At 64.8% G+C, this 24,025-nt stretch carries 19 protein-coding genes and 1 pseudogene; 7 read left to right on the top strand and 13 right to left on the bottom strand.

The window, feature by feature from the left end; genetic code table 11:
• Positions 1 to 25 precede the first annotated feature (25 nt).
• The 7 genes and pseudogenes from IX761_RS01940 to IX761_RS01910 form a co-directional block, all read right to left on the bottom strand.
• Positions 26 to 718 (bottom strand): annotated as a pseudogene (locus IX761_RS01940) (RHS repeat-associated core domain-containing protein); the annotation flags it as partial.
• A gap of 67 nt (positions 719 to 785) precedes the next feature.
• On the bottom strand, positions 786 to 1,151 hold the full coding sequence (locus IX761_RS01935) for a hypothetical protein (protein ID WP_194787873.1): 366 nt from the start codon (positions 1,149 to 1,151) through the stop codon (positions 786 to 788).
• Between the two features lie 5 nt (positions 1,152 to 1,156).
• Positions 1,157 to 5,977, bottom strand: a complete 4,821-nt coding sequence (locus tag IX761_RS01930; RefSeq protein ID WP_194787872.1) for an RHS repeat-associated core domain-containing protein — start codon at positions 5,975 to 5,977, stop codon at positions 1,157 to 1,159.
• Positions 5,974 to 6,714 carry a DUF4123 domain-containing protein gene (locus tag IX761_RS01925; protein ID WP_194787871.1) on the bottom strand — a complete coding sequence of 247 codons (741 nt, stop codon included), beginning with the start codon at positions 6,712 to 6,714 and terminating at the stop codon, positions 5,974 to 5,976. Before IX761_RS01925 ends, IX761_RS01930 begins: the two co-directional genes overlap by 4 nt.
• Positions 6,704 to 8,746, bottom strand: coding sequence for a type VI secretion system tip protein TssI/VgrG (gene tssI / locus IX761_RS01920; RefSeq protein ID WP_194787870.1), 2,043 nt, complete (start codon positions 8,744 to 8,746; stop codon positions 6,704 to 6,706). The genes IX761_RS01925 and tssI overlap by 11 nt, the downstream gene beginning before the upstream one ends.
• Before the next feature lie 321 nt (positions 8,747 to 9,067).
• Positions 9,068 to 9,709, bottom strand: coding sequence for a LysE family translocator (locus IX761_RS01915; RefSeq protein ID WP_194787869.1), 642 nt, complete (start codon positions 9,707 to 9,709; stop codon positions 9,068 to 9,070).
• 71 nt (positions 9,710 to 9,780) lie between these two features.
• The gene (locus tag IX761_RS01910) at positions 9,781 to 10,746 is read right to left on the bottom strand and encodes a threonine dehydratase (protein ID WP_194787868.1); all 966 of its coding nucleotides are present in this window, start codon (positions 10,744 to 10,746) and stop codon (positions 9,781 to 9,783) included.
• A 76-nt stretch (positions 10,747 to 10,822) separates the two neighbouring features.
• Between IX761_RS01910 and IX761_RS01905 the strand changes: the two genes are divergently transcribed.
• Positions 10,823 to 12,184, top strand: a complete 1,362-nt coding sequence (locus tag IX761_RS01905) for a PLP-dependent aminotransferase family protein (protein WP_194787867.1) — start codon at positions 10,823 to 10,825, stop codon at positions 12,182 to 12,184.
• A 270-nt stretch (positions 12,185 to 12,454) separates the two neighbouring features.
• Here IX761_RS01905 and IX761_RS01900 read toward each other — a convergent pair whose 3' ends face one another.
• Positions 12,455 to 12,712 carry a DUF2790 domain-containing protein gene (locus tag IX761_RS01900; protein WP_194787866.1) on the bottom strand — a complete coding sequence of 86 codons (258 nt, stop codon included), beginning with the start codon at positions 12,710 to 12,712 and terminating at the stop codon, positions 12,455 to 12,457.
• A 385-nt stretch (positions 12,713 to 13,097) separates the two neighbouring features.
• Here IX761_RS01900 and IX761_RS01895 point away from each other — a divergent pair, with 385 nt between their 5' ends.
• Complete coding sequence (locus tag IX761_RS01895; protein WP_228533182.1) at positions 13,098 to 13,502, top strand: GNAT family N-acetyltransferase; 405 nt, start codon at positions 13,098 to 13,100, stop codon at positions 13,500 to 13,502.
• On the opposite strand, the gene def is transcribed toward IX761_RS01895, so the two are convergent.
• The 3 genes from def to IX761_RS01880 all read right to left on the bottom strand — a co-directional run bounded on the left by def (position 13,457) and on the right by IX761_RS01880 (position 15,349).
• Positions 13,457 to 13,993, bottom strand: coding sequence for a peptide deformylase (gene def, locus IX761_RS01890; RefSeq protein WP_194787864.1), 537 nt, complete (start codon positions 13,991 to 13,993; stop codon positions 13,457 to 13,459). The two genes, IX761_RS01895 and def, sit on opposite strands and share 46 nt — an antisense overlap.
• Positions 13,990 to 14,949 (bottom strand): YihY/virulence factor BrkB family protein, encoded by a 960-nt coding sequence (locus IX761_RS01885; RefSeq protein WP_194787863.1) that lies wholly within the window; start codon positions 14,947 to 14,949, stop codon positions 13,990 to 13,992. The genes def and IX761_RS01885 overlap by 4 nt, the downstream gene beginning before the upstream one ends.
• A gap of 220 nt (positions 14,950 to 15,169) precedes the next feature.
• Positions 15,170 to 15,349 carry a CsbD family protein gene (locus IX761_RS01880; RefSeq protein WP_050706819.1) on the bottom strand — a complete coding sequence of 60 codons (180 nt, stop codon included), beginning with the start codon at positions 15,347 to 15,349 and terminating at the stop codon, positions 15,170 to 15,172.
• Positions 15,350 to 15,592: 243 nt separating this feature from the next.
• Between IX761_RS01880 and IX761_RS01875 the strand changes: the two genes are divergently transcribed.
• Positions 15,593 to 17,059 (top strand): right-handed parallel beta-helix repeat-containing protein, encoded by a 1,467-nt coding sequence (locus IX761_RS01875; RefSeq protein ID WP_194787862.1) that lies wholly within the window; start codon positions 15,593 to 15,595, stop codon positions 17,057 to 17,059.
• Between the two features lie 332 nt (positions 17,060 to 17,391).
• Entirely contained in the window at positions 17,392 to 17,772 is a 381-nt protein-coding gene (locus IX761_RS01870) for a hypothetical protein (RefSeq protein ID WP_194787861.1), read from the top strand.
• On the opposite strand, the gene IX761_RS01865 is transcribed toward IX761_RS01870, so the two are convergent.
• Positions 17,773 to 18,609 carry a S1 RNA-binding domain-containing protein gene (locus IX761_RS01865; protein WP_194787860.1) on the bottom strand — a complete coding sequence of 279 codons (837 nt, stop codon included), beginning with the start codon at positions 18,607 to 18,609 and terminating at the stop codon, positions 17,773 to 17,775.
• A gap of 130 nt (positions 18,610 to 18,739) precedes the next feature.
• Here IX761_RS01865 and IX761_RS01860 point away from each other — a divergent pair, with 130 nt between their 5' ends.
• Positions 18,740 to 19,600 (top strand): DUF6279 family lipoprotein, encoded by an 861-nt coding sequence (locus IX761_RS01860; protein WP_194787859.1) that lies wholly within the window; start codon positions 18,740 to 18,742, stop codon positions 19,598 to 19,600.
• Positions 19,601 to 19,828: 228 nt separating this feature from the next.
• Here IX761_RS01860 and aceK read toward each other — a convergent pair whose 3' ends face one another.
• Positions 19,829 to 21,538: a bifunctional isocitrate dehydrogenase kinase/phosphatase gene (gene aceK, locus IX761_RS01855; protein ID WP_194787858.1), complete on the bottom strand. Its 1,710-nt coding sequence runs from the start codon at positions 21,536 to 21,538 to the stop codon at positions 19,829 to 19,831.
• 168 nt (positions 21,539 to 21,706) lie between these two features.
• Between aceK and IX761_RS01850 the strand changes: the two genes are divergently transcribed.
• Positions 21,707 to 22,594, top strand: coding sequence for a DMT family transporter (locus tag IX761_RS01850; RefSeq protein ID WP_194787857.1), 888 nt, complete (start codon positions 21,707 to 21,709; stop codon positions 22,592 to 22,594).
• Between the two features lie 1,151 nt (positions 22,595 to 23,745).
• A partial coding sequence (locus IX761_RS01845; RefSeq protein ID WP_194787856.1) for a transposase occupies positions 23,746 to 24,025 on the top strand: 280 nt, incomplete at its 3' end.

The following is a 24,025-nucleotide window of genomic DNA, read 5'->3' as shown; positions in this document are numbered from 1 at the left end:
CACTAAACATGAAGCCCCCAAAAAATTACTTGATAGACGGATGAAAATTTGACACTGCCTTAGTATCTTTATTCAAGTAAACCCTAAAAGTCATACCATTGTAAGAAGAATTATAACCAGTTGCACCTTCCGCAACCGCCTCTCGATACTTTAGCAATGCCGCTCTTAGGCCATTAAGATAAACCCTATTCGTTGAGTGTTGAAGGTCATCATAAAGCGTTTTCGGCGTACGAAACTCCTTAACACCAACCACATTCAGCCCTCTATCCAAAGCATCCCCCTCATAAAACACCTGTGTAATGCCCTTAACATCGCCTGGAGTCTCCGAAATCACGCGCAACCGTTTTTCATCCACCACCCTCATAAACTCACTGCGACTATGCGCCCCTTTAACTCCATGCTTTTGGGTAAAACCATCAAACTTCTCCATATGCTGTTTTATACCTTTGTTAACCGGCATCCCCCGGTAGGTAAATACTTCCGGACAACACGCCTCCAACCCCAACGGATCCACCCACCCCGTCGGGTTCACACCATACAAATACCCATTAACCCCACCCGCCAGTCCAATCGGATCCGGCGTCAGGTACCGTCCTGTCTGCGGGTTGTAATAGCGGTGCCGGTTGTAATGCAGCCCGGTTTCTTCATCGTAGTACTGCCCCTGGAAGCGCAGGGGGTTGTCGACGTGGTCCACGTCCAGCCGCAACACGTGGCCGTATACTGCCAACTTTCACGTTCGCACACGACCATTCACAACTACTTATCCAAACACAAAAATCAGCCAATTAGCCATAGTCACCGTACAAACAAACCAAACGACTACACTTATTCATCACCTCCGCTTTATCCTTACTCACATTCATCTCGCACCAATCAAAAATCATCCTCGCACCTTCAGACATCTTATACACAGCAGACTCCCCAATAAACTCGAACGCCATTCCATTTTCAAAATCAACCAGGTATGCTGGCATATTATCTAGATCCTCATCTTTCTGAACAAACACGCCAGACATCTCAATACCGACACCCTCAAACTGCAGCAAACAATCAAGCAAAACATCCAGATAGCTCTCTACATATTTTGCCCCTGAATCTCGAAAATCCATTAGGCACGCACTAACAATTTCAGCAGAACTAAATTGGGCCACAACACTCACCTCAATGACGGATGAAAATTTACGACAACCTTATCACTATTGATATACACACGAAATTTCACACCACGAACAACCTGACTGTATGAAACCACCCCCGAAGCCACTGCCTTTTCATAACCCAACCGCGCCGCCTCTAAGCCATTTGAGTAGACATCACTAGCAGAGATGACACTAGGATCATAAACAGTTTTCTGATTTTTGAACTGCCTTAGCCCAATCACATCTCCTTGGGCGTTCAGCTTATCTCGACCGTAGAAAACTTCCGTCAAACCAGGAACATCACTAACTTCCTCACGAATAATATACAAGTCATGATCAGCTACGGCTCGCATAAACTCTTCCCGATTATGAGCCCCTTTGATACCAGTATCTTTATCGTAGCCATCAAACCTTTCCAAATGGTTTCGAACCCCAGCACTAACTGGCACTCCCTTATAAGTGAATACTTCCGGACAACACGCCGCCAACCCCAACGGATCCACCCACCCCGTCGGGTTCACACCATACAAATACCCATTAACCCCACCCGCCAGTCCAATCGGATCCGGCGTCAGGTACCGTCCTGTCTGCGGGTTGTAATAGCGGTGCCGGTTGTAGTGCAGCCCGGTTTCTTCATCGTAGTACTGCCCCTGGAAGCGCAGGGGGTTGTCGACGTGGTCCACGTCCAGCCGCAGCACGTGGCCGTAGGCGCGGTAGCGCGCCGACCAGCGGATGCGGCCGTTGGCGGCGGTCAGCTCCTGGGGGGTGCCGAGGTGGTCGAGGTGGTAGTGCAGGGCCTCGGCGGGGGTGTCGCCGTCGCGTAGCAGCATCACCATCGGGCGGAAGCTGCCGGGTTCGTACACGTAGCTGCGCCAGCGGCCCTGGCAGTGCTCGGCCAGCAGGCGCTCGCCTTGCCAGATGAAGGCGGTCTGGGTGCCGTCGACGTCCTTGGACACGCGCCGGCCGAAGGCATCGTAGCGGTAGCGGGCCTGGCGGCCGTCGGGCAGCTGGACGCTGGCCAGGCGGTGCTGGCTGTCGTAGTGGTAATCGGTGACCAGCTGCTGGCCGTGGCCGCGGCGTTCGCTGGCCTGGTTGCCGAAGCGGTCGTAGCTGTAATGGCAGTCGCCGTGCATCAGCAGGCGGTTGGCCTGTACCCGCACGTCGCGGGGGTCGCCGCGCAGGCCGCTCTGGGCCAGGAGGTTGCCGGCGGGGTCGTGGACGAAGTACTCGGCCAGTTCGCCGCGCACGCTGGTCAAGCGGTCCAGGGGGTCGTAGTGGTAATTGCGGGTGCCGCGGCGGGTGTCCTCCAGGCGTGCCAGGTTGCCACTGTCGTCGTAGTGGTAGCGGCGCATGAACACCGGGCCTTCCTTGCGATCGACCCGTTGGCTTACCAGGCGGCCCTGGCCGTCATGCTGGAACTGGCTGAGCAACTCGCCCTGCTCGCGGGCCAGTTCCTGGCCGAGGCCGTGGCGGTGGGCGGTGAGGCGCTGGCCGTCGAGGTCGATGGTTTGCAGGTGGCCACCGGGCTGGTAGCGGTAGTCGAGGCGGCTGCCGTCGGGCAGGCGGCAGTGGCTGACCTGGCCCATCAGGTCATAGCCGTAGTGCAGGGTCGCCCAGCCCTGGTGCTCGGTGATCAGGCGGTCGCACAGGTCGTACTCGTAGGCCAGCGGCCAGTGGCCGTCGTCCACCCGCACCAGGCGGCCCAGGGCGTCGTACTGGTGGCTGACCTGCTGGCCGTCGGGCAGGGTCTTGACCAGCAGCCGGCCTTGCTTGTCGCGGGTGTAGCGGGTCAGCCAGGGCTCGCCGTCGTCGCCCAGCTCGGTCTTTTCCAGCAACTGGCCGTTGAGGTCGTAGCCGTAGCGGGTGACGCGCCCGTCGAAGCCGGTTTCCTCGGCGAGCAGGCCGTTGGCGTGGTAGGCCAGGCGGTAGCATTCGTCGCGCTCGTTGATGACTTGCGACAGTTGCAGCTGGCCGTTGTCGTAGCGGTAATGCAGGCAGCTGCCATCGGGGTTGATGCGCCGCGACGGCAGGTGCAGGCCGCCTTCGTATTCGAAGCGGGTCACCCGGCCCAGCTCGTCGCTTTGCGCGGTCACCCGGCCGTAGGCGTTGTATTGATAGCGGCGCACGCCTCCACCAGGTAGCGACACTTCGCTCAGGCGCCCGGCCAGGTCCCAGGTGTACTGGGTGGCCGAGGCATTTTCGCGCAGGCGCATCACCAGGCGGCCGAGGGCGTCGTAGCGGTAGCGCCGCGAGCCGCCGCCGGGCAGGGCTTCGCTGACCAGTTGCCCGGAGGGGTTCCAGCCCAGCTCGTGCACGCCGCCGTCGGCCTGGCGGATGGCGACCAGGCGACCCTGTTCGTCGTAGCGGTAGCCGGTGACCTGCCCGCAGGGGTCGGTCTGGCTGAGCACATCGCCCTGGGCATTGCGCTGGTACAGCCAGCGCGCCTGGCCACGGCGCACCTCGCACACATGGCCGTCGCGGTAGTGGTAGTGGGTGGCCTCGCCGTCCTCGGGGCGCACCGACAGCAAGTAGCCGGCGTCGTCGTAGCTGTAGAAGGTTTCGGCGCCCAGCGGGTTGCGTTCGCCGATCAGTCGGCCCTTGGCGTCGTAGGTCTTGTGGTGCTCGGCGCCGTCGGCGTCAACCTGGCGCACCAGCCGGGCCTTGTCGTCGTGCTGGTAGAACTGCTGGCTGCCATCGGCGTTGCGCACCGTCACGCCGCCCTGGCCGTCCCACTGGTAGCGGGCCTCCAGGCCCGGCACGCTGGACCAGTGGCGCACGCAGCGGGCGTGCCGGCCCTCGCCTTCCCACTCCCAGTAGAACGCCGCGCCCCCCGCCAGCTGGCGCTCGAGGATGACGTTGGCGGCGTCGTAGCGGTAGCGCTCGCGCTCGTCCAGGCCGTTGCCGGCCTCGGTCAGTTGCCCGGCGTCGTTGTAGTGGTAGGTGGCCAGGGTCGCCACCCGCACCCAGGGCGCCTGCTCGCGCCCCTTGCTGTCGTACATCGACTGCCAGAACTGCTGCTCCACCGTCACCAGGCGGCCGTGCTGGTAGCTCAGCAGCAGGCGGTTGCCGGCGCCGTTGTCGATGTGCTGCAAACGGCCGCCGTGGTCGTAGGCCAGGCTGACGCGGTTGCCGTAGGCGTCGCTCAGCGCCATCAGCCGGCCGTCGATGAAGTGCAGGTAGCGCGGGCGCGCGCCGGCTTCGGCGATCACCAGTTCGCCGTCGGCCTGGCCCAGGTAGATGGCCGCGCTGCACAGGCTGTTGCCGATCACCGGGCGCCGGCTGTCCGGCATCGGGAAGCGGGTGCGGCGGTTTTCGTGGTCGCACCACAGCACGCCCTGGCCGTCGGCCTGCAAGCGGTGGCTCAGGCTGTGGCTCCAGCCGGGGCCCAGGCCGTGGTCGATCTCGGCCGCGCTGGTGCGGTACAGGCGCACCCACTCCACCGGCAACACGCCGAACAGCTCGGCGTCCTTGAGGGTGAGCAGCTCCTCGCCGGTGACCATCGACACCGGGCAGCGGTGGGTGGCGGTTTCGTCGGCGCGCTGGGCGGGCTTGTCGCTGGGGGTGCGCGGCTGGCTGGGGGCGTCGGGCAGGTCGAGCTCCTGCTCCACCCTTAGCGTGCTGTGGCGCTTGCCGCGCACCACCGACACGGCGTCGTCCACGACCAGGTCGAGGTCCTGCGGGGCGCTCTTGATCGCCAGCGGCACCTTGGCCGCGCTGTTGACCTCGACACTGCCGCCGGTCAGGAGCGGCTGGGCACGTTTGGTGTGGGCCGCCAGGGCATGCTGGCGACTGAGGTCGATCAGCCGTTGCAGGCCGTCCAGCAAGCCGTCGGCGCCACGAGCGGCATTGCTGGCGTACTTGACGCCCTTGGCCGTTAGGCGGAACGCCAGCCCCAGGCCGCCGGACAGCACGATCCCCAACAGCACATCCAGCAACAGCCCGGCATTGAGCATGGCGTAGGCCTGGGCCTGCCACTCGGGCGGGCTCAGCGCCAGCCACTGCAGGATCGCGGTGGCGTAGTAGAACATCAGCAGCTCGTCGTCGAGCATCAGGTAGGCGGTGTGCAGCAGGCTGCCGGCCTGGGCCTTGAGCTTGTCGAAGTCGGCCTCGCTGATGAACTGCAACAGCTGGTCGCGCGCGCCGTCGAGGTTGAACAGCAGCTTGACCAAGGCCTTGAGGTCGTCGAACAGGTTCATCAGCACGCTGCCGACACCCTTGGCCATCGCCTTGTGGATGTCGTTCACCCGCTGCATCGACCCCACCGGCGGCATGCGGTCCCAATGTGGGGCGATGCGCTCGGCCCACTCGCCGTCCAACCAACCCTTGAGCTGGTCGAGCAGGCTGTCGTAGGAGGCGTACAGGGCCTGGACCTCGGCCGCGCCGACCTTGGGGTGGAAGTGCAGGCGGTAGCGGCGGTTGGCGTGGCAGCCGCTGATGGTGGCCTGGCCGTTGCCGTCGAGCACCCCTTCGAAGCGCTGTGGGCTCTGGCCCGCCGCCACCTGCTCGACCAGCTGGTAGGGGGTGCCGCCGATGGGCACGAAGGCCAGGCTTTCGAAGCGGTGCACGATGTTCAGCACGCCATTGGCCGGGCAGTTGGCGTAGCCGGTGATGCGCCGTTCGCCAAGGCCCTTGGCCAGGCGCATCACCTCGTTGCCGGCACTGTCGGTGAAGCGCAGCTCTTGCTCCAGGTCCAGCGCCCAGCCCAGCAGGAAGCTGTCCTGCAGCGCTTCGAAGGTGGCGAGGCTGTGCTGGCGGAAGGCGGCGATGCGTGCCGGGCCATCGGGCGTGTGGGCGTCGAGATTGTCGAGGAGGAACTTGGCGTAGATGATCAAGCTCATGGCGTGATGTCCTTGTTCACGTGCGCCAGCAGCCGTTCCAGGGCTGGCGGGTCGAGCGGAGCACCCAGGGCCAGGCGCGCGACCTTGCAGCGCAGGTTGGCCTCGGGGAGGGCGAAGTAGAGGTCGGCATGGGCCTCGCGCAGCCATTGCATGAGGTTGTCCAGCACCGGGCCGGGGTCGTGGCGGTGCAGGTGCTCGAGCAGCGCGGCGCTGGCCTGCCACCAGGGGAAGGGTTCGATGCTCAGGCGCGGCACCTGGCGCAGCGGGCGGGCCTGGCCGTTGCTCCAGGCGCGGCTGAACACCGGCAGCAGCGGCGCCTCGCCTGGCGCGTGGTGATCGAGCAGGGCCAGCAACTGATGGCCGTCCCACAGGCGCAGGAACACCGCGGTGCCGTCGGGCAGCTTCACCTGGGTCAGGCTGCGCAGGTAGTCGAACACCAGGGCCGGTGGGTGCGAGGACACCGCCAGCCAGCCCCAGTCACGGCAGCGCTGGTTGCCGCACCAGGTGAGGAACGCCCCTTGCGGCGCGGCCTCCACCAGGTAGGGCATGGCCTCCAGCCAGCCGGCGTAGGGGGTGCCTTTCCACAACGGCTGGGGCACGTGCGAGCCATCGTGTTGCCGGTAGGCCGCCAGTGTGTCGGCCTGCGCAAGGCTGCCGAACACCACGTACAGCCGCTCGCCATCGGCCAGCGGGCTGGCCGCCAGCCAGGCTTGGGGGGTGAGGGTTTCACAGCTCACAGACACCCTCCTTGCACCGCTCGCATTCCTCGCAGAACGCGGCGCTGCGCCGGAAGGTGTCGAGTTGCGCCTGGGTCAGCGGCAGGCCCGCCACCGAGCGTTCGGCTTCGGCCGTGATACCCGGCAGCAGCGGCGCGGCCGGGGTGCCGGCGGCGACCTGGCCACTGGAGTCGACATACAGCGAGCCACCCACGGTCACCCCGCCAGCCGCGATCCGCACGAAACCACCGCCCGCCCGCAGCACCACCTCGCTGCCGGCATCCAGCACCAGGCGCTTGCCGGCCGACAGGTGGATTTCCTGCCCGGCCTCCACCAGCAGGGCCTGGCCCAGGGTGATGTGCCGGGTGTTGCCGACGGTCTGGTGATCGTCTCCGCGCAGCTCGGTCTTGCGGTCGCCGTGCACGGTGCGGTGTTGCTGGGCGTGGTACTCGCTGTGCACGTCGGCCAGCACCGTGTCGTGGCGCTCATGGCCGACGTGGCTGCGCTGGTCGTGGCCAATGCGCTGCTCCCAGTCACGCTGGGCGTGGATGTAGATCTGCTCCTGGCCGGCGCGGTCCTCGATGCGCAGCTCGTTGTGGCCTTGGGCGGCGGGCGAGCTTTGGGTCTTGAACACGCTGCGGGTCTTGTTGGCGGGCAGCTCATAGGGCGGGTGGTGCTCGGCGTGGTACAGGCAGCCGGTGACCAGCGGCCGGTCGGGGTTGCCGTCGAGGAAGCTCACCAGCACTTCCATGCCGACCCGCGGGATGACCAGCCCGCCGTACTGGTTGCCGGCCCACTGGCTGGCGACGCGCAGCCAGCAGCTGGACTTTTCATCGAGCCGGCCTTCGCGATCCCAGTGGAACTGCACCTTGATCCGGCCAAGGCGGTCGCAGTGGATCTCCTCCCCTTGCGGGCCGGTCACCCGGGCGGTCTGGGCGCCATGCACCCGAGGCCGAGGGCTGGGTGCGGGGGGCCGGTAGGGGGTGCCCCAGGGCAAGGCCTTGAAGGTGTTGCGGTAGCCTTGCCAGGCCTCGCCGGCGGTGCTGCCGGCGGCCTCCTCCAGCACCTGGGGTTGGTGGCCCTCGTGGGTCACCTCGGCCAACAGCCAAAGCGCGTTCCAGGCCGCGCGTGGGTGTGCTTCGAGGGTGAAGAAATGGCCGCAGCGCAAGGCCGGTTGGTCGCTGTTGCCTTCGGCTTGCAGGTAGTCGGCGCGGTGGCCTTCCAGGGCCCGCTGGCTCAGTTGGCGGCCACGCTCGCGGTCGCTGAAGTACCCCGGGTAGCCGTAGTCCTCAAGGTCTGGCTGGGGCACGGGCAGCTCGGGTTGATGCTGGGCTTCGAGCAGCAGCTTGGGCTTGAGCGGGTCGTAGTCGCGCCGGCTGACCCGCCCGGTGCGCGCCGCTACCCGCGCGCCGAACTGGCTGACCACCGGCTGCTGGGCGACCTGGCCGCTGTCCGGCGCGAAGGGGGTGGGCCGCGCCAGGCGCGGGAAGGCGCTCTGCTCGTCACCGAACACCAGCAGGTGGGCGTCGGCACTGTGCTCGAAGTGGTAGTGCAGCCCCTCCTCCTCGCACAGGCGCTGCACGAAGGCGAGGTCGGTCTCGTCGTATTGGGTGCAGTACTCGCGCTTTGGGTATGGGGCGGGGCCGAGGCGGAACACGTAGGCGTCGGCGAGGATGCCGTGGGCCTTGAGCACCCCGGCGATGATCTGCGGCACGGTTTGCTGCTGGAAAATCCGCAGGTTGCGGCAGTGCGCCAGGCTGGCCAGGCGCGGTACCAGCTCCAGCCGGTAATGGGTCAGCCGCCGCCCGCTGTCAGCCTGGGCGACGCTGGCGACCTGGCCGTGGAAGCACTGTTCGTCGTTGCCGACCCGCAGCGTGGCCAGTTTGTGCAGCAGGCTTTCGAGGTCGAGCGACGGGTCTTCACTGACCAGTTCGAGGTGGAATGAATAGGGGCAACTCAGTGCCTCTGACCCTTTGAAGCGCAAAACCTGCAAGTCCGTTTGAACACCATGAACCTGCAAACTGAAAGGGGGTTGATCGCCAGGGCCGGACATTCGCATTCCTTATGACAGGTACGTCCAAGGCGCCCCACTTGCATTGCGTGCAAGTAAGAGGTCGCGCTAGAGCGGTAAATAAGTACCCGGATCATAAGGCAATGAAAGTGCGCAACTTTTTGCGCACTCATATACAAGTTAATGATTCAAAAGAAGAATTACGAAATTATTTCAAATCGTTATTTATAAAAATAACGAGAGATTTTAACCACCATGAATTTATCAATTCAGACGCTTCCTATACATGCATAGGAAGCGTCTGAATAATTAAGCAGGCGATTAAACAAAGTTATAAACAGCGCCTGGCGCAACCCTGCCGTTTCAGGCGGGAACAGCCAGGATGAACTCGCGATAGCCGGACCAGATCACGTACACCGCGAAGTAGCAGAAGATTGCCGCCGACAGCAGGTACGACCAGGTCAGCAGCCGGTCGCCAAGCAGGCGCCCGCCATGGCTGGCGATGGTGCAAAGCGACACGCACCAGACCAACCCGGCGGCGAAGAAACCACCGAGGAACATCCCCGCCTCCAGCGCGCTGCCGCCACCGGACCGGGAGATCAGCACCCCGCCAACCGCGGCGAACCACAGGATCGCGGTAGGCGAGGACATGGCCAGGAAGATCCCGCGCAGGAACTCGCGCCAGCCCGATTCGATCACCACCTCGCGGCTGGCCTGCATGTGCCCGCCGCGCCAGGCCGCCAGCAGCATCTTCACGGCAAACCACACCAGCAACGCCGAACCGCCCAGCCACAGGGTCCAGCGCACGCTTTCGAACTGCAGCAGCACGGTCATCCCGGCCAGGGCGGCGATGGCATAGACCAGGTCGCCGACGCAGGTGCCCAGGCCAAGCCAGAAGCCCTTGAGAAAACCGCGTTGCATGGCCAAGGTGATCATGGCGATGTTGGCCACGCCGATGTCCAGGCACAGGGACAGGCTGAGGAGGAATCCATTCGAGAAAGGCATGGGGGGCTCTAGGCTGAATACAGGGGCGCCCATTGAACCCGACAGTTACTGCCCCGTACAGACTTCTCCTCTCAGGTCTGCGCCTCCCCTGCCAACACCCGCGCATACCGTTCACGGTCCACATTCGCCCCGCTCAGGACCACCGCCACCCGCTTGCCTTCCTGGCGCCCGCGCTCCTGCATCAGCGCGGCCAGCGCTGCGGCCCCGGCGCCTTCGGCGGTGTTGTGGGTGGTTTCGTGGTACAGGCGCATGGCCGCAGCGATCTCGGCGTCGCTCACCCGCACGATGCGCGCGGCATGCTCGCGCACCAGGGCGAAGGCCTCGGGGTGCGGTACCCGGCAGGCCATGCCGTCGGCGAAGGTGTCGGCGCTGGCGGTGGTGACGATGCGCCCTTGCTCGAAGCTCTGCGCATAGGCGTCCGCCGCACTGGACACTACCCCGACGATCTCGGTGCGCAGCCCCAACAGGTTGCGCGCCTGGATCAGCCCGCAGATGCCCGAACCCATGCCGATCGGCACGTACACGCAATCCAGGTCGGCGACCGCCTCGAACAGCTCCAGCGCGTAGGTGGCCACGCCGCGCACCAGCTCCGGGTGGAACGACGGCACCATGGCGTAGCCACGCTGCTGCGCCAGCCGCGCCGCTTCCTCGCGCGCCACGTCGAAGTCCGCGCCGTGTTCCACCAGCTCGGCGCCCAGCGCCTTCATCGCGGCATTCTTCTCCCGCGAGTTGCCCTGGGGCACCACGATCACCAGCGGCAGGCCGGCCTGGCGCGCCGCCAGGGCCATGCTCTGGCCGTGATTGCCGCGGGTGGCGGTGACCAGCCCGCGCGGCACCTGGCCGGAGGCCAACAGCGAGCGCACGTAGACCAGCCCGCCGCGCACCTTGAAGGCGCCGGTGGGGGCGTGGTTTTCATGCTTGACCCACAGCTCGCAGCCCACCCGCTCGCTCAACAGCGGCCAGGCGTGCTGCGGGGTGGGCGGAACATGCTGGTGGACGAAGGTGGCGGCTTCGCGCAGGGCGGGCAGGTCGAACATGGCGGGTGTCCTTTATCGCTGGGAGGTTGTACCGATCCTAAGCGCCGGGCATTGTATGGGTCCAAAGTTATATTGCATGGGTGGCAATTTCGTGTGGACCCCAACGCTTGCTGATGACGACCAACCCCGCTACTTGGCCCTGGTCAACGCCATCGCCAACGCCATCGAGCGTGGCGAGCTGAAAGTGGGCGAGCGCCTGCCGCCGCAGCGGCGCCTGGCCTGGAGCCTGGGGCTCAACCCCAGCACCACGCAGCAGGCCTACCGCGAGGCGGCGGCGCGGCACCTGGTGTCTGGCGAGGTGGGCCGCGGCACCTATGTGCTGGCGGGGAGCAAGGAGGCGACGCTGTTCCGCCTCAAGCAGCAGGGCCACCAACCCGCGCTGATCGACCTGTCGACCAACGTGCCGGTGGCCGACCCGCACAACCACGACCTCGAACACAGCCTGCGGGCCCTGCTCGCCCAGGGGGCCAGCGACCTGCTGGACCATTACCTGGGGCCCGAACAGCTGCTGCTCGGCCGCGTGCACGGTGCCCGTTGGCTGGCCAACCGTGGCCTGGCCCTGGCGCCGGACGAGTTGCTGCTTTGCGGTGGCGCGCAGCAGGCCCTGACCACCCTGTTGCAGTCGCTGTGCCAGGCGGGCGAGCCGGTGATGGTGGAAGCGCTGACCGCCCCGGGGATCAAGGCCGCCTGCCGCCAGTTGCGCCTGCCGGTGCATGGTGTGGCGCTGGATGGCCAGGGCTTGCGCGCGGACGAGCTGGACCGGGTCACCCGTGCCAGTGGGGCGCGGGTGCTGGTGATCACCCCCACCCTGCACAACCCGACCGCCGCCTGCATGGACGAGGCGCGCCGCCAGGCGCTGGCCGAGGTGGTCAAGCGCCATGGGCTGCTGGTGATCGAGGACGATGTGTACGGCGCACTGACCGACCGCGCGCCGCTCTACCCGCTGCTGGAGGGGCGCGGCGTGCTGATCAGCAGCCTGTCCAAGACCGTCGCCGCCGGGCTGCGCCTGGGCTGGATCGTCGCCAGCCCCGCGCTGCTCGACCAGGTCGACCCCCATGCCCGGGCAAGCCACTGGCCGGTCTCGCCGCTGAACCTGCGCATCGCCTGCCAGTGGATCGCCGATGGCACGGCCACCCGGCGCCTGGCCTGGCAGCGCGAAGAGATCGGCCAGCGCTGGCGCTTGGCGCGCACGTTGCTGGGGCCGGCGCTGGTGGCCGACAGCGAAGCCTCGCCGCATGCCTGGGTGGTCACGCCCAGGGACGCCGAATGGGTGGTGGCGCGCTGTCGTGAACAAGGGGTGGAGATCGTGCCGGCGGCGGTGTTCGCGATAGGTGCCCAGGCGCTACAGGGCGTGCGCATCAGCCTGTCGGCGGCGCACAGCCGGGCGCAGTTGAAGCAGGGGCTGGAGGTGGTCGCCAAGGTGCTGGCCAGTGGCTGAGCCGGGATGTCGGTATCGGCCGGTTCGCCAGTAAAGCCGGCATCTACAGTCAACCCAGTCTCCGTAGGAGCCGGCTTGCCGGCGAACACCGGCGCAGCCGGTGCCATCCACCGTGGTGCCCGGTTCGCCGGCAAGCCGGCTCCTACAGATACACCGCGAGCCTTGAGAATGGCGCGGTCAGGGAGCGGCTTTAGCCGCGAACACGGGCGCAGCCCGTGCCATGCACCGCGGCGTCATGTTCGCGGGTAAACCCGCTGCCACAGGATCACCTCAGCCTTGCTTGCAACCCTCGCCCATGGCGCGGTACTGGAGGGTGTGTATCTGGCCCTGGTGGTCTTCGTAGGTCATGGTGGCAGGCACCACCTCGCAGACATTGGGGATGGTCGACAGGCTGATCACGCGCTTGATGTCGAGGTTGGTGGAATAGTCGTACTGCTCGACCACGGGTTGGCTGGCGGCGGGCTTGGCCTCTTCGGCGAGGGCGAACGAGGACATACCGACCAATGCAAGAATCAGTAGGGCTTTCATGGATGCGACCTTGATGGCTATCAAGCTGATCGTGTGACTTCTGATGCCGTCACTGGCGCGGAGAAGTTGTCATCGACTACGAAGATGACACGAAGTACCGATCCCGCTTTGTCGTACTGCCGGGGGGATGTGGAAAAGTCTACTCCCGGCCAGGAATAGTTGAACCCCAAAGTCGGATATTCAGCCTTGCCGGATTTGCAACAATCTGCGACAAAGTGCGCATTCGATATTTCCAGCCATGCGCTCGCCCTCATCGCTGGCAAGCCAGCTCCCACAGGTTCTGCGCTGTCTCTGTGGGAGCTGGCTTGCCAGCGATGGGCGGCGCCGCAGCCCTTTAGGCCTTCCCCTGCTGAACTTCACCCCCCTCCCCCCTCTCCAGCGCCGCCTGCTGGACCTGTTCTACCGCCAGCACGGCTCGCGCATGCGCGCTGCGGGCGAGGGTGTGCAGTGGGTGGCCCGCGCCGATGAGATCGTGGCAGGCATGAACCTCATACCGGTCGCAGGGGGCCAGTGGCTGACGGGATTGTTCGTCGCCCCGCGATGGCGTGGGCAACAGCTGGCTTCGCGCCTGATCGAAGCCGCACTCAAAGCGGGAGCCGGCCCGGTCTGGCTGTTCTGCGAGCCAGCATTGCAGCCCTTCTACCAACACCTGGCCTTCACCCCGGCGGACCGCCTGCCCGACGCCCTGGCCTCGCGCCTGGCCCGCTACCAGCGCAGCAAGCCCCTGGTGGCGTTGGTGCGTGGTCAGTCGTCGGCGACTTCGAGCCCGGGGAACAGCACCTCGGTGTAGCCAAACTTGCTGAAGTCCTGGATGCGCGAGGGGTAGAGCCGGCCGATCAGGTGGTCGCACTCGTGCTGCACCACCCGGGCATGGAAGCCATCGGCGAAGCGGTCGATCGGGTTGCCCTGCGGGTCGAGGCCGGTGTAGCTGATGTGCTTGTAGCGCGGCACCACGCCGCGCAAGCCAGGCACCGACAGGCAACCCTCCCAGCCATCTTCGACCTCGGTGGCCAGCGGCGTGATCACCGGGTTGAGCAGGATGGTGCGCGGCACCGCCTCGGCATCCGGGTAGCGCTCGCTGCGTTCGAAGCCGAAGATCACCAGTTGCAGGTCGACGCCAATCTGTGGCGCGGCCAAGCCCACGCCACCCACATGGGCCATGGTTTCGAACATGTCGTCGATCAGCTGTTGCAGCTCGGGGCTGCCAAGCATGTGCTCGGGGACCGGCGGGGCGATGCGCAGCAGGCGCTCGTCGCCCATCTTGAGAATGTCGCGGATCATCGGGGGTTGGGCTCGTGGCTGTGGGGTTCGGGTGTCACCGGGTGCTCATGGCCGAGCACGGTGATGGTTTCCTGCGGGTTGTCGTGGGCGAAGTCCTTGGCGCCGGGGTCCTTGCCCTCGGCCGACATGTGCTCGATCACCGCGTTCATCTCCGCCCCCAGCAACAGCACGGCGGCAGAGATGTAGAAATACAGCAGCAGCACGATGATCGCCCCGATACTGCCATACATGGCGTTGTAGTCGGCAAAGGTCTTCACGTAGTAGGCAAAACCCAGCGAAGCGATGATCCACACCACCACCGCCAGCACCGAGCCTGGGGTGATGAAGCGGAATTTCTGCTTCACGTCGGGCATCACGTAGTAGATCAGCGCCACCGCCACCATCATCAGGATGATGATCGCCGGCCAGCGCAGCACGGTCCAGACGATCACCACCGCCTCCTGCAAGCCCACTTGCGCGGCGATCCACTCCATCACCTGCGGCCCGAGCACCATCAGCGCGGCCGCCGCCAGCAGCATGCCGGCGATGCCGACGGTGTAGATGATCGACAGCGGGACGCGCTTCCACACGGGGCGGCCTTCAGGCACGTCGTAGGCTGCGTTCATCGCGCTCATCATCAGGCGCACGCCGGCCGAGGCGGTCCACAGGGCGATGACGATACCCACCGAAAGCAAGCCGCCCTTGGATTGCTGCAACTGGTCGATCACCGGGTTGACCTGCTCCAGCGCCTGGGGCGGCAACACCAGCTCCGATTGCAGGCGCAGCCAGGAGAAGAAGTCCGGCAGGTGCAGAAAGCCGATCAGGGCGATCAGGAACAGCAGGAAGGGGAACAGCGAGAACAGCATCTGGTAGGCCAGCGCGGAGGCGTAGGTGGACATCTCGTCGTCGAGGAATTCCTTGACGGTGCGCACCAGCACGCGGTGCAGGGGCAGGCCGCGCAGGTCGGGGAAAATCATAGCGTCTCCTTTCGCCGCTTGATCGTCTGAGGGGCTGGCCGACTACAGGAAGGCCTTGTCAATGCTGACAAGTCTAATAGACAGCGTCGGTACTGTGACTGCTGCGTGGCAAATGCAAGAAAACGCCTACAAATCCGTAGGAGCCAGCCTTGCTGGCGAACCGGGCGCCGATATCGCGTAACGCCCGGTTCGCCCGCAAGGCTGGCTCCTACGTGACACGTCAAGGTTTCTTCACGGCATCCTTGACCTTGCCTACCGCCTGTTGCGCCTCGCCCTTGAGCTCCTGGGCCTTGCCTTCGGCGCGCAGCCGGTCGTTGTCGGTGACCTTGCCGACGCCCTGCTTGATGTTGCCCACGGCCTCGTTGGCCAGGCCTTTCGCTTTGTCCTTGGTGCCACTCATGGGATGTCTCCTTGCGGGAAAGACACGCGAAATCGTGTCGACAACAGATCGACCCGCGCCTGTTCGCTAGAGTTTCAAATGGTTCGATCAACGCCAGCCGAACGGCAAACAGCGGGCGAATACCGCACCGATTCGCCTTGCTGCGCGCCGCGAAGCCAGCGGCCTCCCCTAGAATCGCCCGCAGACAGGCCGCCTCCGCCCGGCGCGCCGCATAACAACAACAGCCCGTGGAAACCCGCACCCATGCGCCTTTTGCCTGCGCTGGCGGCCTTGCTGCCGCTACTCCCCCTGCCTGCCCTGGCCACCCCGCAACCGCAAGTGCTGACCGTCGATCGCTACGCCGACGACGACCAGCCCGGCACCCTGCGCTGGGCCATCGAGACCAACAACCGCCACCCGGGCCAATACCGCATCGACATCGCCGCCGTCGGCCAGCCGCCCTATGTGATTCGCCCCACCCGCGCCCTGCCCGAAATCAAGGGGCCGGTGGCCATCACCGGCCAAGCCTGGGCCCGCGACGGGCAATACATCGCCATCGACGGCTCGGGTTACATCAAGGACCAAGGCGCGCGCACCTGCCCCGGCGCCCTGCCCGGCCAGTTCGGCACCAACGTGCGCACCACCACCCACCCGGGGCTGGTGCTGCGCGACACCCAGGGCGTGCAGCTCCAGGGGCTGGAAGTACGCAACTTCTGCATCGGCATCCTGGTCAACCGCGCCAGCGGCAACGTCATCCAGGACAACCGCATCGTCGCCAACAAGGGCGGCGCCGGGATCATGCTCACTGGCGACGACGGCGCCGGCAACCCGACCGCCACCACCACCAATAACAACAAGGTGCTGCGCAACCAGCTGATCGACAATGGCGACGGCCTGGAACTGACTCGCGGCGCGGCGTTCAACCTGGTGGCCGACAACCTGTTCCGCTCCACCCCGGCCAACCCGGAACCGTCGCAGGGCATCGAGATATTGCTGGGCAACGACAACAGCGTGGTGCGCAACCGCTTCGAGGACTACTCCGACGGCCTGCAGATCAACTGGGGCAAGCGCAACTACCTGGCCGCCAACACCTTCACCGGCAACTCCATCGGCATCAGCGTCACCGGCGAGGGCAACATCCTCGACGGCAACCTGATCCATGGCAACCGCATCGGCGTGGCGCTGCGTCCGGAGCCGGACAGCACCGCCACGCGCCTGAGCGCCAACCGCATCTGGGGCAACAGCCAGGACATCCGCCGCTGCGAGGCCGGTGGCTCGTGCGTGGAAGGCCAGCGCACCGGGGCCATCGTGTTCGGCGTGCCGGCCCAGGCCCACGCGCTGTACGTCGGGTCGCGGGGTGTGGGGGCGGATTTGCCGAAACAGGACCAGGCGATCATCTGCGATGGCAATGGCCAGCCCAAGCCCTGCCAGCCGTTGCCCAACCATAACCAGCAGCCGCCCAGGCTCATTGCCCTGCAAGGGAATGTGCTGCGGGGCGAGGTGCAGGGGCCGGCGTCGAGCCTATTGCGGGTCGAGGTGTTCGGCAATGCCGAGGCGGCCGGGACCGAGGCCGAGCAGTATCTGGGGGAGGTGCTGGTGAACAGCGATGACCAGGGGCGGGCGCGGTTTGCCCAGGCGCTGGAGCAGAGTGCAAGGTCGAAGAGCTTCACCGCGACAGTGACAACCAGCGACGGGGCCACGTCCGAGTTGAGCCAGCCGCTTCGTCGCTGAGTCGACGGGCCAATCGCCGGCAAGCCGGCTCCCACATCTTGCGTGGTCTCTGTAGGAGCGGCCTTGTGTCGCGAAAGGGCCGCGGAGCGGCCCCGGCGATCTTGGGCGTACTCGAGATCCTGGGGGCGCTGCGCCCCCCTTTCGCGACACAAGGCCGCTCCTACAGAAGCCTGCGCAAGACAGTTGCTCCCACAAGGACCGCGCCTGGCCCTGTGGGAGCCGGCTTGCCGGCGATTGGCCCGAAAGGGCAAAGCCGATCGGCAAACCTTGCCCCGCCCTGCGCCACCCCGCACAATGTCAGGCCTTTCTGGCGTCAACCCGCAGGAACCTGCATGAAACTCGATAAACCCACCGCCATCGCCCGGCGCAACGAAGCGCTGGCCCGGCCGGTACTCGACCGCGACAACACCCTGTTCGCCATCCTCGACAAGAAGCGCAACCTGTGGTGGTTCGAAGTGCCGGTGGCACTGCTGCGCAAAGGCCAGCCCGACTGGGTCAACCTGCTGCTGCACACCCCCGAGACCGACGAACTGCAGCACTTGAAAGTGCCGGTCAACTTCCTGCGCGCTCACCAGGAGCAGATGGAAGTGCGTCACCCCGGCAAGCGTCGCTCGACCATCAGCCTGGCGCTGAGCGCCGACCGCGACTCCCTGCTGCGCGACACCCGCCCGGGCGGCGAGCAGCTGGATTTCCGCACCTTCGTGCAGGGCTGATCAGGCCCGCTCGATCCGGTCGTCATGGATGACGATCTTGCCCTGCTTGAACAACGCGCCAATGGCTTTCTTGAAGTTGCCCTTGCTGACGTTGAACATCTGGCTGATCACCGCCGGGTCGCTCTTGTCGCACACCGGCAGCACGCCACCGGCCGCTTCCAGGCGCTGCATGATCTGCTCGTTGAGGCTGTCGGCCAGCGCCTCGCCCACCGGCTGCAGGCTCAGGGCGATCTTGCCGTCGTGGCGCACTTCCTTGATGAAGCCCTTCTCGTGCATGCCCGAGCGCAGGAACTTGAACACCTCGTTCTTGTGGATCAGGCCCCAGTGGCGGTTGTTGATGATCGCCTTGAAGCCCATCGGGGTTTCACCGGCCACCAGCAGCTCGACCGGCTGGCCGGGCTTGTAGTCAACCGGGGCGTTGTCCAGGTAGCGGTCCAGCTTGGCGGTGGCGGTGATACGCCGGGTGCGTTTGTCCAGATAGGCGTGGACCACGCAGTAGTCGCCGATCTTCAGCGGCCGCGACTCTTCCGAGTACGGCATCAGCAGGTCCTTGGACAGGCCCCAGTCGAGGAAGATGCCGGCACCGTTGATGTCCTTGACCTTGAGGCTGGCGAATTCGCCCACCTGCATTTTCGGCTTTTCGGTGGTGGCGATCAGCTGGTCTTCGCTGTCCAGATAGATGAACACGTTGAGCCAGTCGTCGAGTTCAAGCTCTGCATCCTTGGGGAAGTAGCGGCGCGGCAGAAGAATTTCGCCATCGGCACCGCCGTCCAGGTACAGGCCGAATTCCACGTGTTTAACGATTTGCAAACTGTTGTAGCGCCCAAGCAGAGCCATTTCCGATGATCCTCAAGACAAGGCGGCTATTCTAACACCTGACCCGCCCGGCCGCCCGAGCACACATCCGCCGGAACCGCCGAGCCCCCTTTGCGTCTATCGCCTGGCCAGTCCTTGCAAGGGTTCGCTCATGCCCGCACGCCTGTCCCACGCCCTGCTCGCCCTGGTCGCCTGCGCCGTGCTGCTGGCGGCCTGCAACCGCATCGACCTGGCCTACCGCAACCTCGACCGGCTGGTGCCGTGGTCGCTGGATGATTACCTGGACATGAACCGTGAGCAGAAAGCCCTGCTCGACGAACGGCTCAAGGAACAGCTGGCCTGGCACTGCCGCACGCAACTGCCCGGCTACCTCGACTGGCTCGACCGGGTGCAGGCGATGGTGGCCAACGACGCGGTCACCGATACGGCCCTGCAACAACGTACCCTTGAAGCTCGCCAGGCCATCGGCCGGGTCGCCGAGCAGATCACCCCCTCCGCCACCGAGCTGCTGCGCGGCATGAGCGACAGCCAGGTGGCCGAGATGCGCCAGGCGTTTCGCAAGGACATCGACAAGCGCCAGAAGGAAAACGCCGACACCCCCGTGCCGCAACAAGTCGAAAACCGTGCCAAGCGCATGCAGAAGCGCCTGGAGCCCTGGCTGGGCGAGCTCAGCGGCGAGCAGCGGCTACGGGTGTTGAGCTGGTCCCAGGCGCTGGGCGACCAGAATCGCCAGGCGATCGCCAACCGTGCCCACTGGCAACAACAACTGGTGCTGGCGATGAACCAACGTACCTCGCCCAACTTCGAGCCGCGCCTGGCGCAGCTGCTGCAACGCAAGGAGAGCCTGTGGACGCCCGAGTATCGCCAGGCCTTCCAGAACAGCGAAGCGCAGGCCCGCAGCCTGCTGGTGGACTTGATGAAAAAGAGCAGCCCGGCACAGCGTCAGTTGCTTCAGCAGAAGCTGGGCCAGGTACGTACCGACTTCAGTGAACTCAAGTGCCTCAAGCATTGACCCTTCGAGTACAGCCATGCGGCCCTTCGCCGGCAAGCCCCACCTGGTAGCACGTACCCTGTAGGAGCGGCCTTGTGCCGCGAAAGGGCCGCAGATCGGCCCCAGCTATCGATTTTGCTACTTAAATGGCTGGGGCTGCGATGCCGCCCGTTCGCGGCACAAGGCCGCTCCTACAGAGGGTCCGTGCAAGACAGCTATGAGAGCTGGCGCGCAATTGGGCGTGGCGACTCAGCGCCCCTTGCGCCGGTACGGGAACACATCGATCACCTTCCCCTCACGTATCGCCTCCTGCAACCCCTTCCAGTAGTCGGCGTCATACAGCTCGCCATGCAACCGGCTGAACAACCGGCGCTGGCCGATATCGGCGAACAGAAAGGGAGGGAACTCCTCGGGGAACACATCATGCGGCCCGATCGAGTACCATGGCTCGCCGGACATCTCGTCCTCCGGGTACCGTGGCGGCGGGATATGGCGGAAGTTCACCTCGGTGAGGAAGCTGATCTCGTCATAGTCGTAGAACACCACCCGGCCATGACGGGTGACGCCGAAGTTCTTCAGCAGCATGTCACCAGGGAAGATGTTGGCCGCCGCCAGTTGTTTGATGGCCAGCCCGTAGTCCTCCAGCGCCTCCAGCACCTGCGCCTCGCTGGCGTGTTCCAGGTACAGGTTGAGCGGGGTCATGCGCCGCTCGGTCCAGCAGTGGCGGATCAGCACCGTGTCGCCCTCCAGGGCCACGGTGGACGGTGCCACTTCCAGTAGCTCAGCCAGGCATTCGGCGTCGAACTTGGCCCGTGGGAAGCGAAAGTCGGCGAACTCCTGGGTATCGGCCATGCGCCCGACCCGGTCGACGCTTTTCACCAGCCGATACTTGTCGATCACCGTGGCGCGGTCGACGGTCTTCGACGGCGAGAAGCGGTCCTTGATGATCTTGAACACGGTATTGAAGCCCGGCAGGGTGAATACGCTCATGACCATGCCACGCACCCCCGGGGCCATGACAAAGCGATCGTCACTGCGCGCCAGGTGGCCGATCAGCGCGCGGTAGAACTCCGACTTGCCATGCTTGTAGAAACCAATCGAGGTGTACAGCTCGGCGATGTGCTTGCCCGGCAGGATGCGCTTGAGAAAGTTGACGAACTCGCCCGGCACCGGCACGTCGACCATGAAGTAGGAACGGGTGAAGGAGAAGATGATCGACACCTCGGCCTCGTCGGTGATCAGCGCATCGGCCTCGATGCCATGGCCCTCGCGGTGCAACAGCGGGATCACCAGCGGCCATTGCTCGTCGTCGTTGTACAGACGGCCGACCAGGTAGGCGCCCTTATTGCGGTAGAGCACCGGGGTGAACAGCTCCAGCGCCAGGGCCGGGTCCTTGCACACCCAGTCGGGCAGGCTTTCGCGCAATTGCTCTTCGAGCCGGGCGATATCACCGGCCAGGTCGCCGAAGGCGAACCCATGTTCGGCGAGCACAGCGCCAAGCAAGCCCTTGAGGCCCTCGTCGAGCGTGTAGGTGCGGGTTTGCGTGGCACGCGCGTGGCTGCGGATCGACGGCCGGGTGGTGTGGATGAACATGCAGCCGTCGCTGATCTGGTCATGGCTGAACAGGCTGCAGAACAGCGAGTTGTACCAGGTCTCCGACAGCTCGTCGTCCAGACGCGGGTCGATCAGGCGGATATAGGCGCTCTTGACCAGCGGCCACTGCTCCACGTCCAGCAGCACTTCCTCGTCGAAGCCGTCGCGCAGCCAGCCGTTGACCTCGCCGACTTTCTGTTCGTAGAGGTTGATGCGCGCCGCCGCCGCCCGCTGGATATCCTGCCAGCGCGCTTGCTCGAAGCGCTCGCGGGCACCGAGGGTGATGCGGCGGAACTGTTCGCGGTAGTCGTCGAAGCCGTCGAGGATCATCCGGGCGATTTCGCCGGCGGGCCAGTGCTGGGTCATGCGCGGGGTCTCTGTGCGGGAGGGGCATCGCAAGAGCTTAGCCGCAGCGCAGGCAATCGGTGACCCCGAGCGCACCCGCCCGGGCGCTATTACATAGCAAGAAAGCACAAGAATCCCCTGCCCACCCTGGCGTACACTCGCGCCCCTGCCCTACCGCCGGAGACCCCCGTGAGCCCCATCGCCCTAGCCCGCCTGCTGACCCTTGCCGCTGTATGGGGGGCGAGCTTCCTGTTCATGCGCATCATCGCCCCGGAACTCGGCACCGTGCCGACGGCGTTCTTCCGGGTGTCGATCGCCTGCCTGGGGTTGATCGCAATCCTCGCCGCCGCGCGGGTGCGCTGGGACTTCGAGGGCAAGCTGGGCGCCTGCCTGGTACTGGGCATGATCAACTCTGGTATCCCGGCGACCTTCTACTCGGTGGCCGCGCAAGTGTTGCCGGCCGGCTACTCGGCGATCTTCAACGCCACCACACCGCTCATGGGCGTGCTGATCGGCGCGCTGTGCTTCCGCGAAGCCATGACCCTGCCCAAGCTCTGCGGGATCTTCCTTGGGTTGTTCGGCGTTGGCATTCTCAGCGGTGCCGGCCCGGTGGCGCTGGACCTGGCCCTGGTGCAAGGCGCCCTGGCCTGCCTGGCGGCGACTACCTGCTACGGTTTCGCGGGCTTTCTCGCACGGCGTTGGGTGGGAACGCTCGACAGCCGGTTATCGGCCCTTGGCAGCATACTCGGCGCCACCCTGCTGTTAAGCCCGCTGTTTGCCTGGAGCGCGCTCACGCAACCGCCGGCCAGCTGGGGCGGCTGGCAGGTATGGTTGTCGCTGCTGGGGCTGGGGCTGCTGTGTACGGCGTTCGCCTACATCCTGTACTTCCGACTGCTGAACGAGATTGGGCCGGTGAAGGCCAGCACCGTGACCTTTCTGATTCCGGTGTTCGGGGTGTTGTGGGGGGCTTGGTTGCTGGATGAGCCGCTGTCGATGGCGCACCTGTATGGCGGGGTGCTGATCGGGGCGGCGCTGTGGCTGGTGCTGCGGCCGGCGCCGGCGGGTAAAGCGGGCTGACGTTGTTGCCGGCAGCGGCGTTTGCGCTGGGCAGGGGGCGCCTCTGGTTGCTATCCACCTTGAGGACTACGCCATCGATAGCGTAACGGCCATGATCCACGAGGCTTCTGTGAGTTCGGGCTCGAAGATTAATGTGCTGGTTTTTATATTTCGGTGCATATCCATTCACGATAGCGACTTTTCATCACCTTTCCGCCCTTACGGCGGCTTACTTTTTTCTTGGAAAAAGTAAGCAAAACCGCCTGCTCCCATCATCCGGCCCCTGCGCTTCGCTTCGGGGTTCCCTCACTCCGGCCTTGCTCCCGCGTGGACGCACCGAAGGGCCATCCATGGCCCATCGGTGCTCGATGGGCATCCATGCCCATCGCCCCGCTCCGCAAGTCCTCCGTTCGGCCTCCTGAAGTCGCGTTTGGCGGTGACTGGACTATCGCGCGCTTAGAAGCAAGAGCAAGAGCAAGAGCAAGAGCAAGAGCAAGAGCAGCGAGTGTTCAATTGTTATTGATATGTTGTTTTTAATGGCCTGTTCGCCGGCAAGCCGGCGAATGCAATTTGATATCCAACACAACAACCAACCAGCGACAGCAGCGCCAATATAGGCGCCGCCCCTAACTTCGCGACTTCAGGAGGCCGATCGGAGGGCTTGCGGAGNGNGGCGANGGGCATGGATGCCCNTCGAGCACCGATGGGCCATGGATGGCCCTTCGGTGCGTACTCCCGGGAGCNCTATCGCGCGCTTAGAAGCAAGAGCAAGAGCAAGAGCAAGAGCAAGAGCAAGAGCAGCGAGTGTTCAATTGTTATTGATATGTTGTTTTTAATGGCCTGTTCGCCGGCAAGCCGGCGAATGCAATTTGATATCCAACACAACAACCAACCAGCGACAGCAGCGCCAATATAGGCGCCGCCCCTAACTTCGCGACTTCAGGAGGCCGATCGGAGGGCTTGCGGAGGGAGGCGACGGGCATGGATGCCCGTCGAGCACCGATGGGCCATGGATGGCCCTTCGGTGCGTACTCCCGGGAGCAAGACCGGAGTGAGGGAACCCCGAAGCGAAGCGTAGGGGCCGGATGATGGGAGCGAGCGGTTTTGCTGGGCCTGTCCCCTGACAACGGACGCCAAGAAGCGATACTTACATCGTTCTCTTGGAGGTCGCCATGTACCCACGTACTCGCCGCAACTACACCGATGAGTTCAAAACGCAAGCCGTAGCTCTAGCCGAAAGCGTTGGCAGAACTGAAGCTGCACGTCAGCTTGAGATGTCCGTCAAAACGCTCGACAACTGGGTTGATGCTACGCGTAAAGGCCTGCCGCTGAGCTCTCCCGAGCGTAAAACCATCACCAAGGAAGACAGCGAACTAGCGCGGTTACGAGCCGAAATCGCTGAGCTCAAGATGGAGCGTGAAATCTTAAAAAAGGCGGCAGTGTTCTTTGCCA

The sequence above is a fragment of the Pseudomonas sp. UFMG81 genome (assembly GCF_015354575.1).
In the GTDB taxonomy this organism is placed as follows: domain Bacteria; phylum Pseudomonadota; class Gammaproteobacteria; order Pseudomonadales; family Pseudomonadaceae; genus Aquipseudomonas.
The sequence above is the reverse complement of the archived record's forward strand: the minus strand, read 5'-3'. Positions and strand labels throughout refer to the sequence as shown.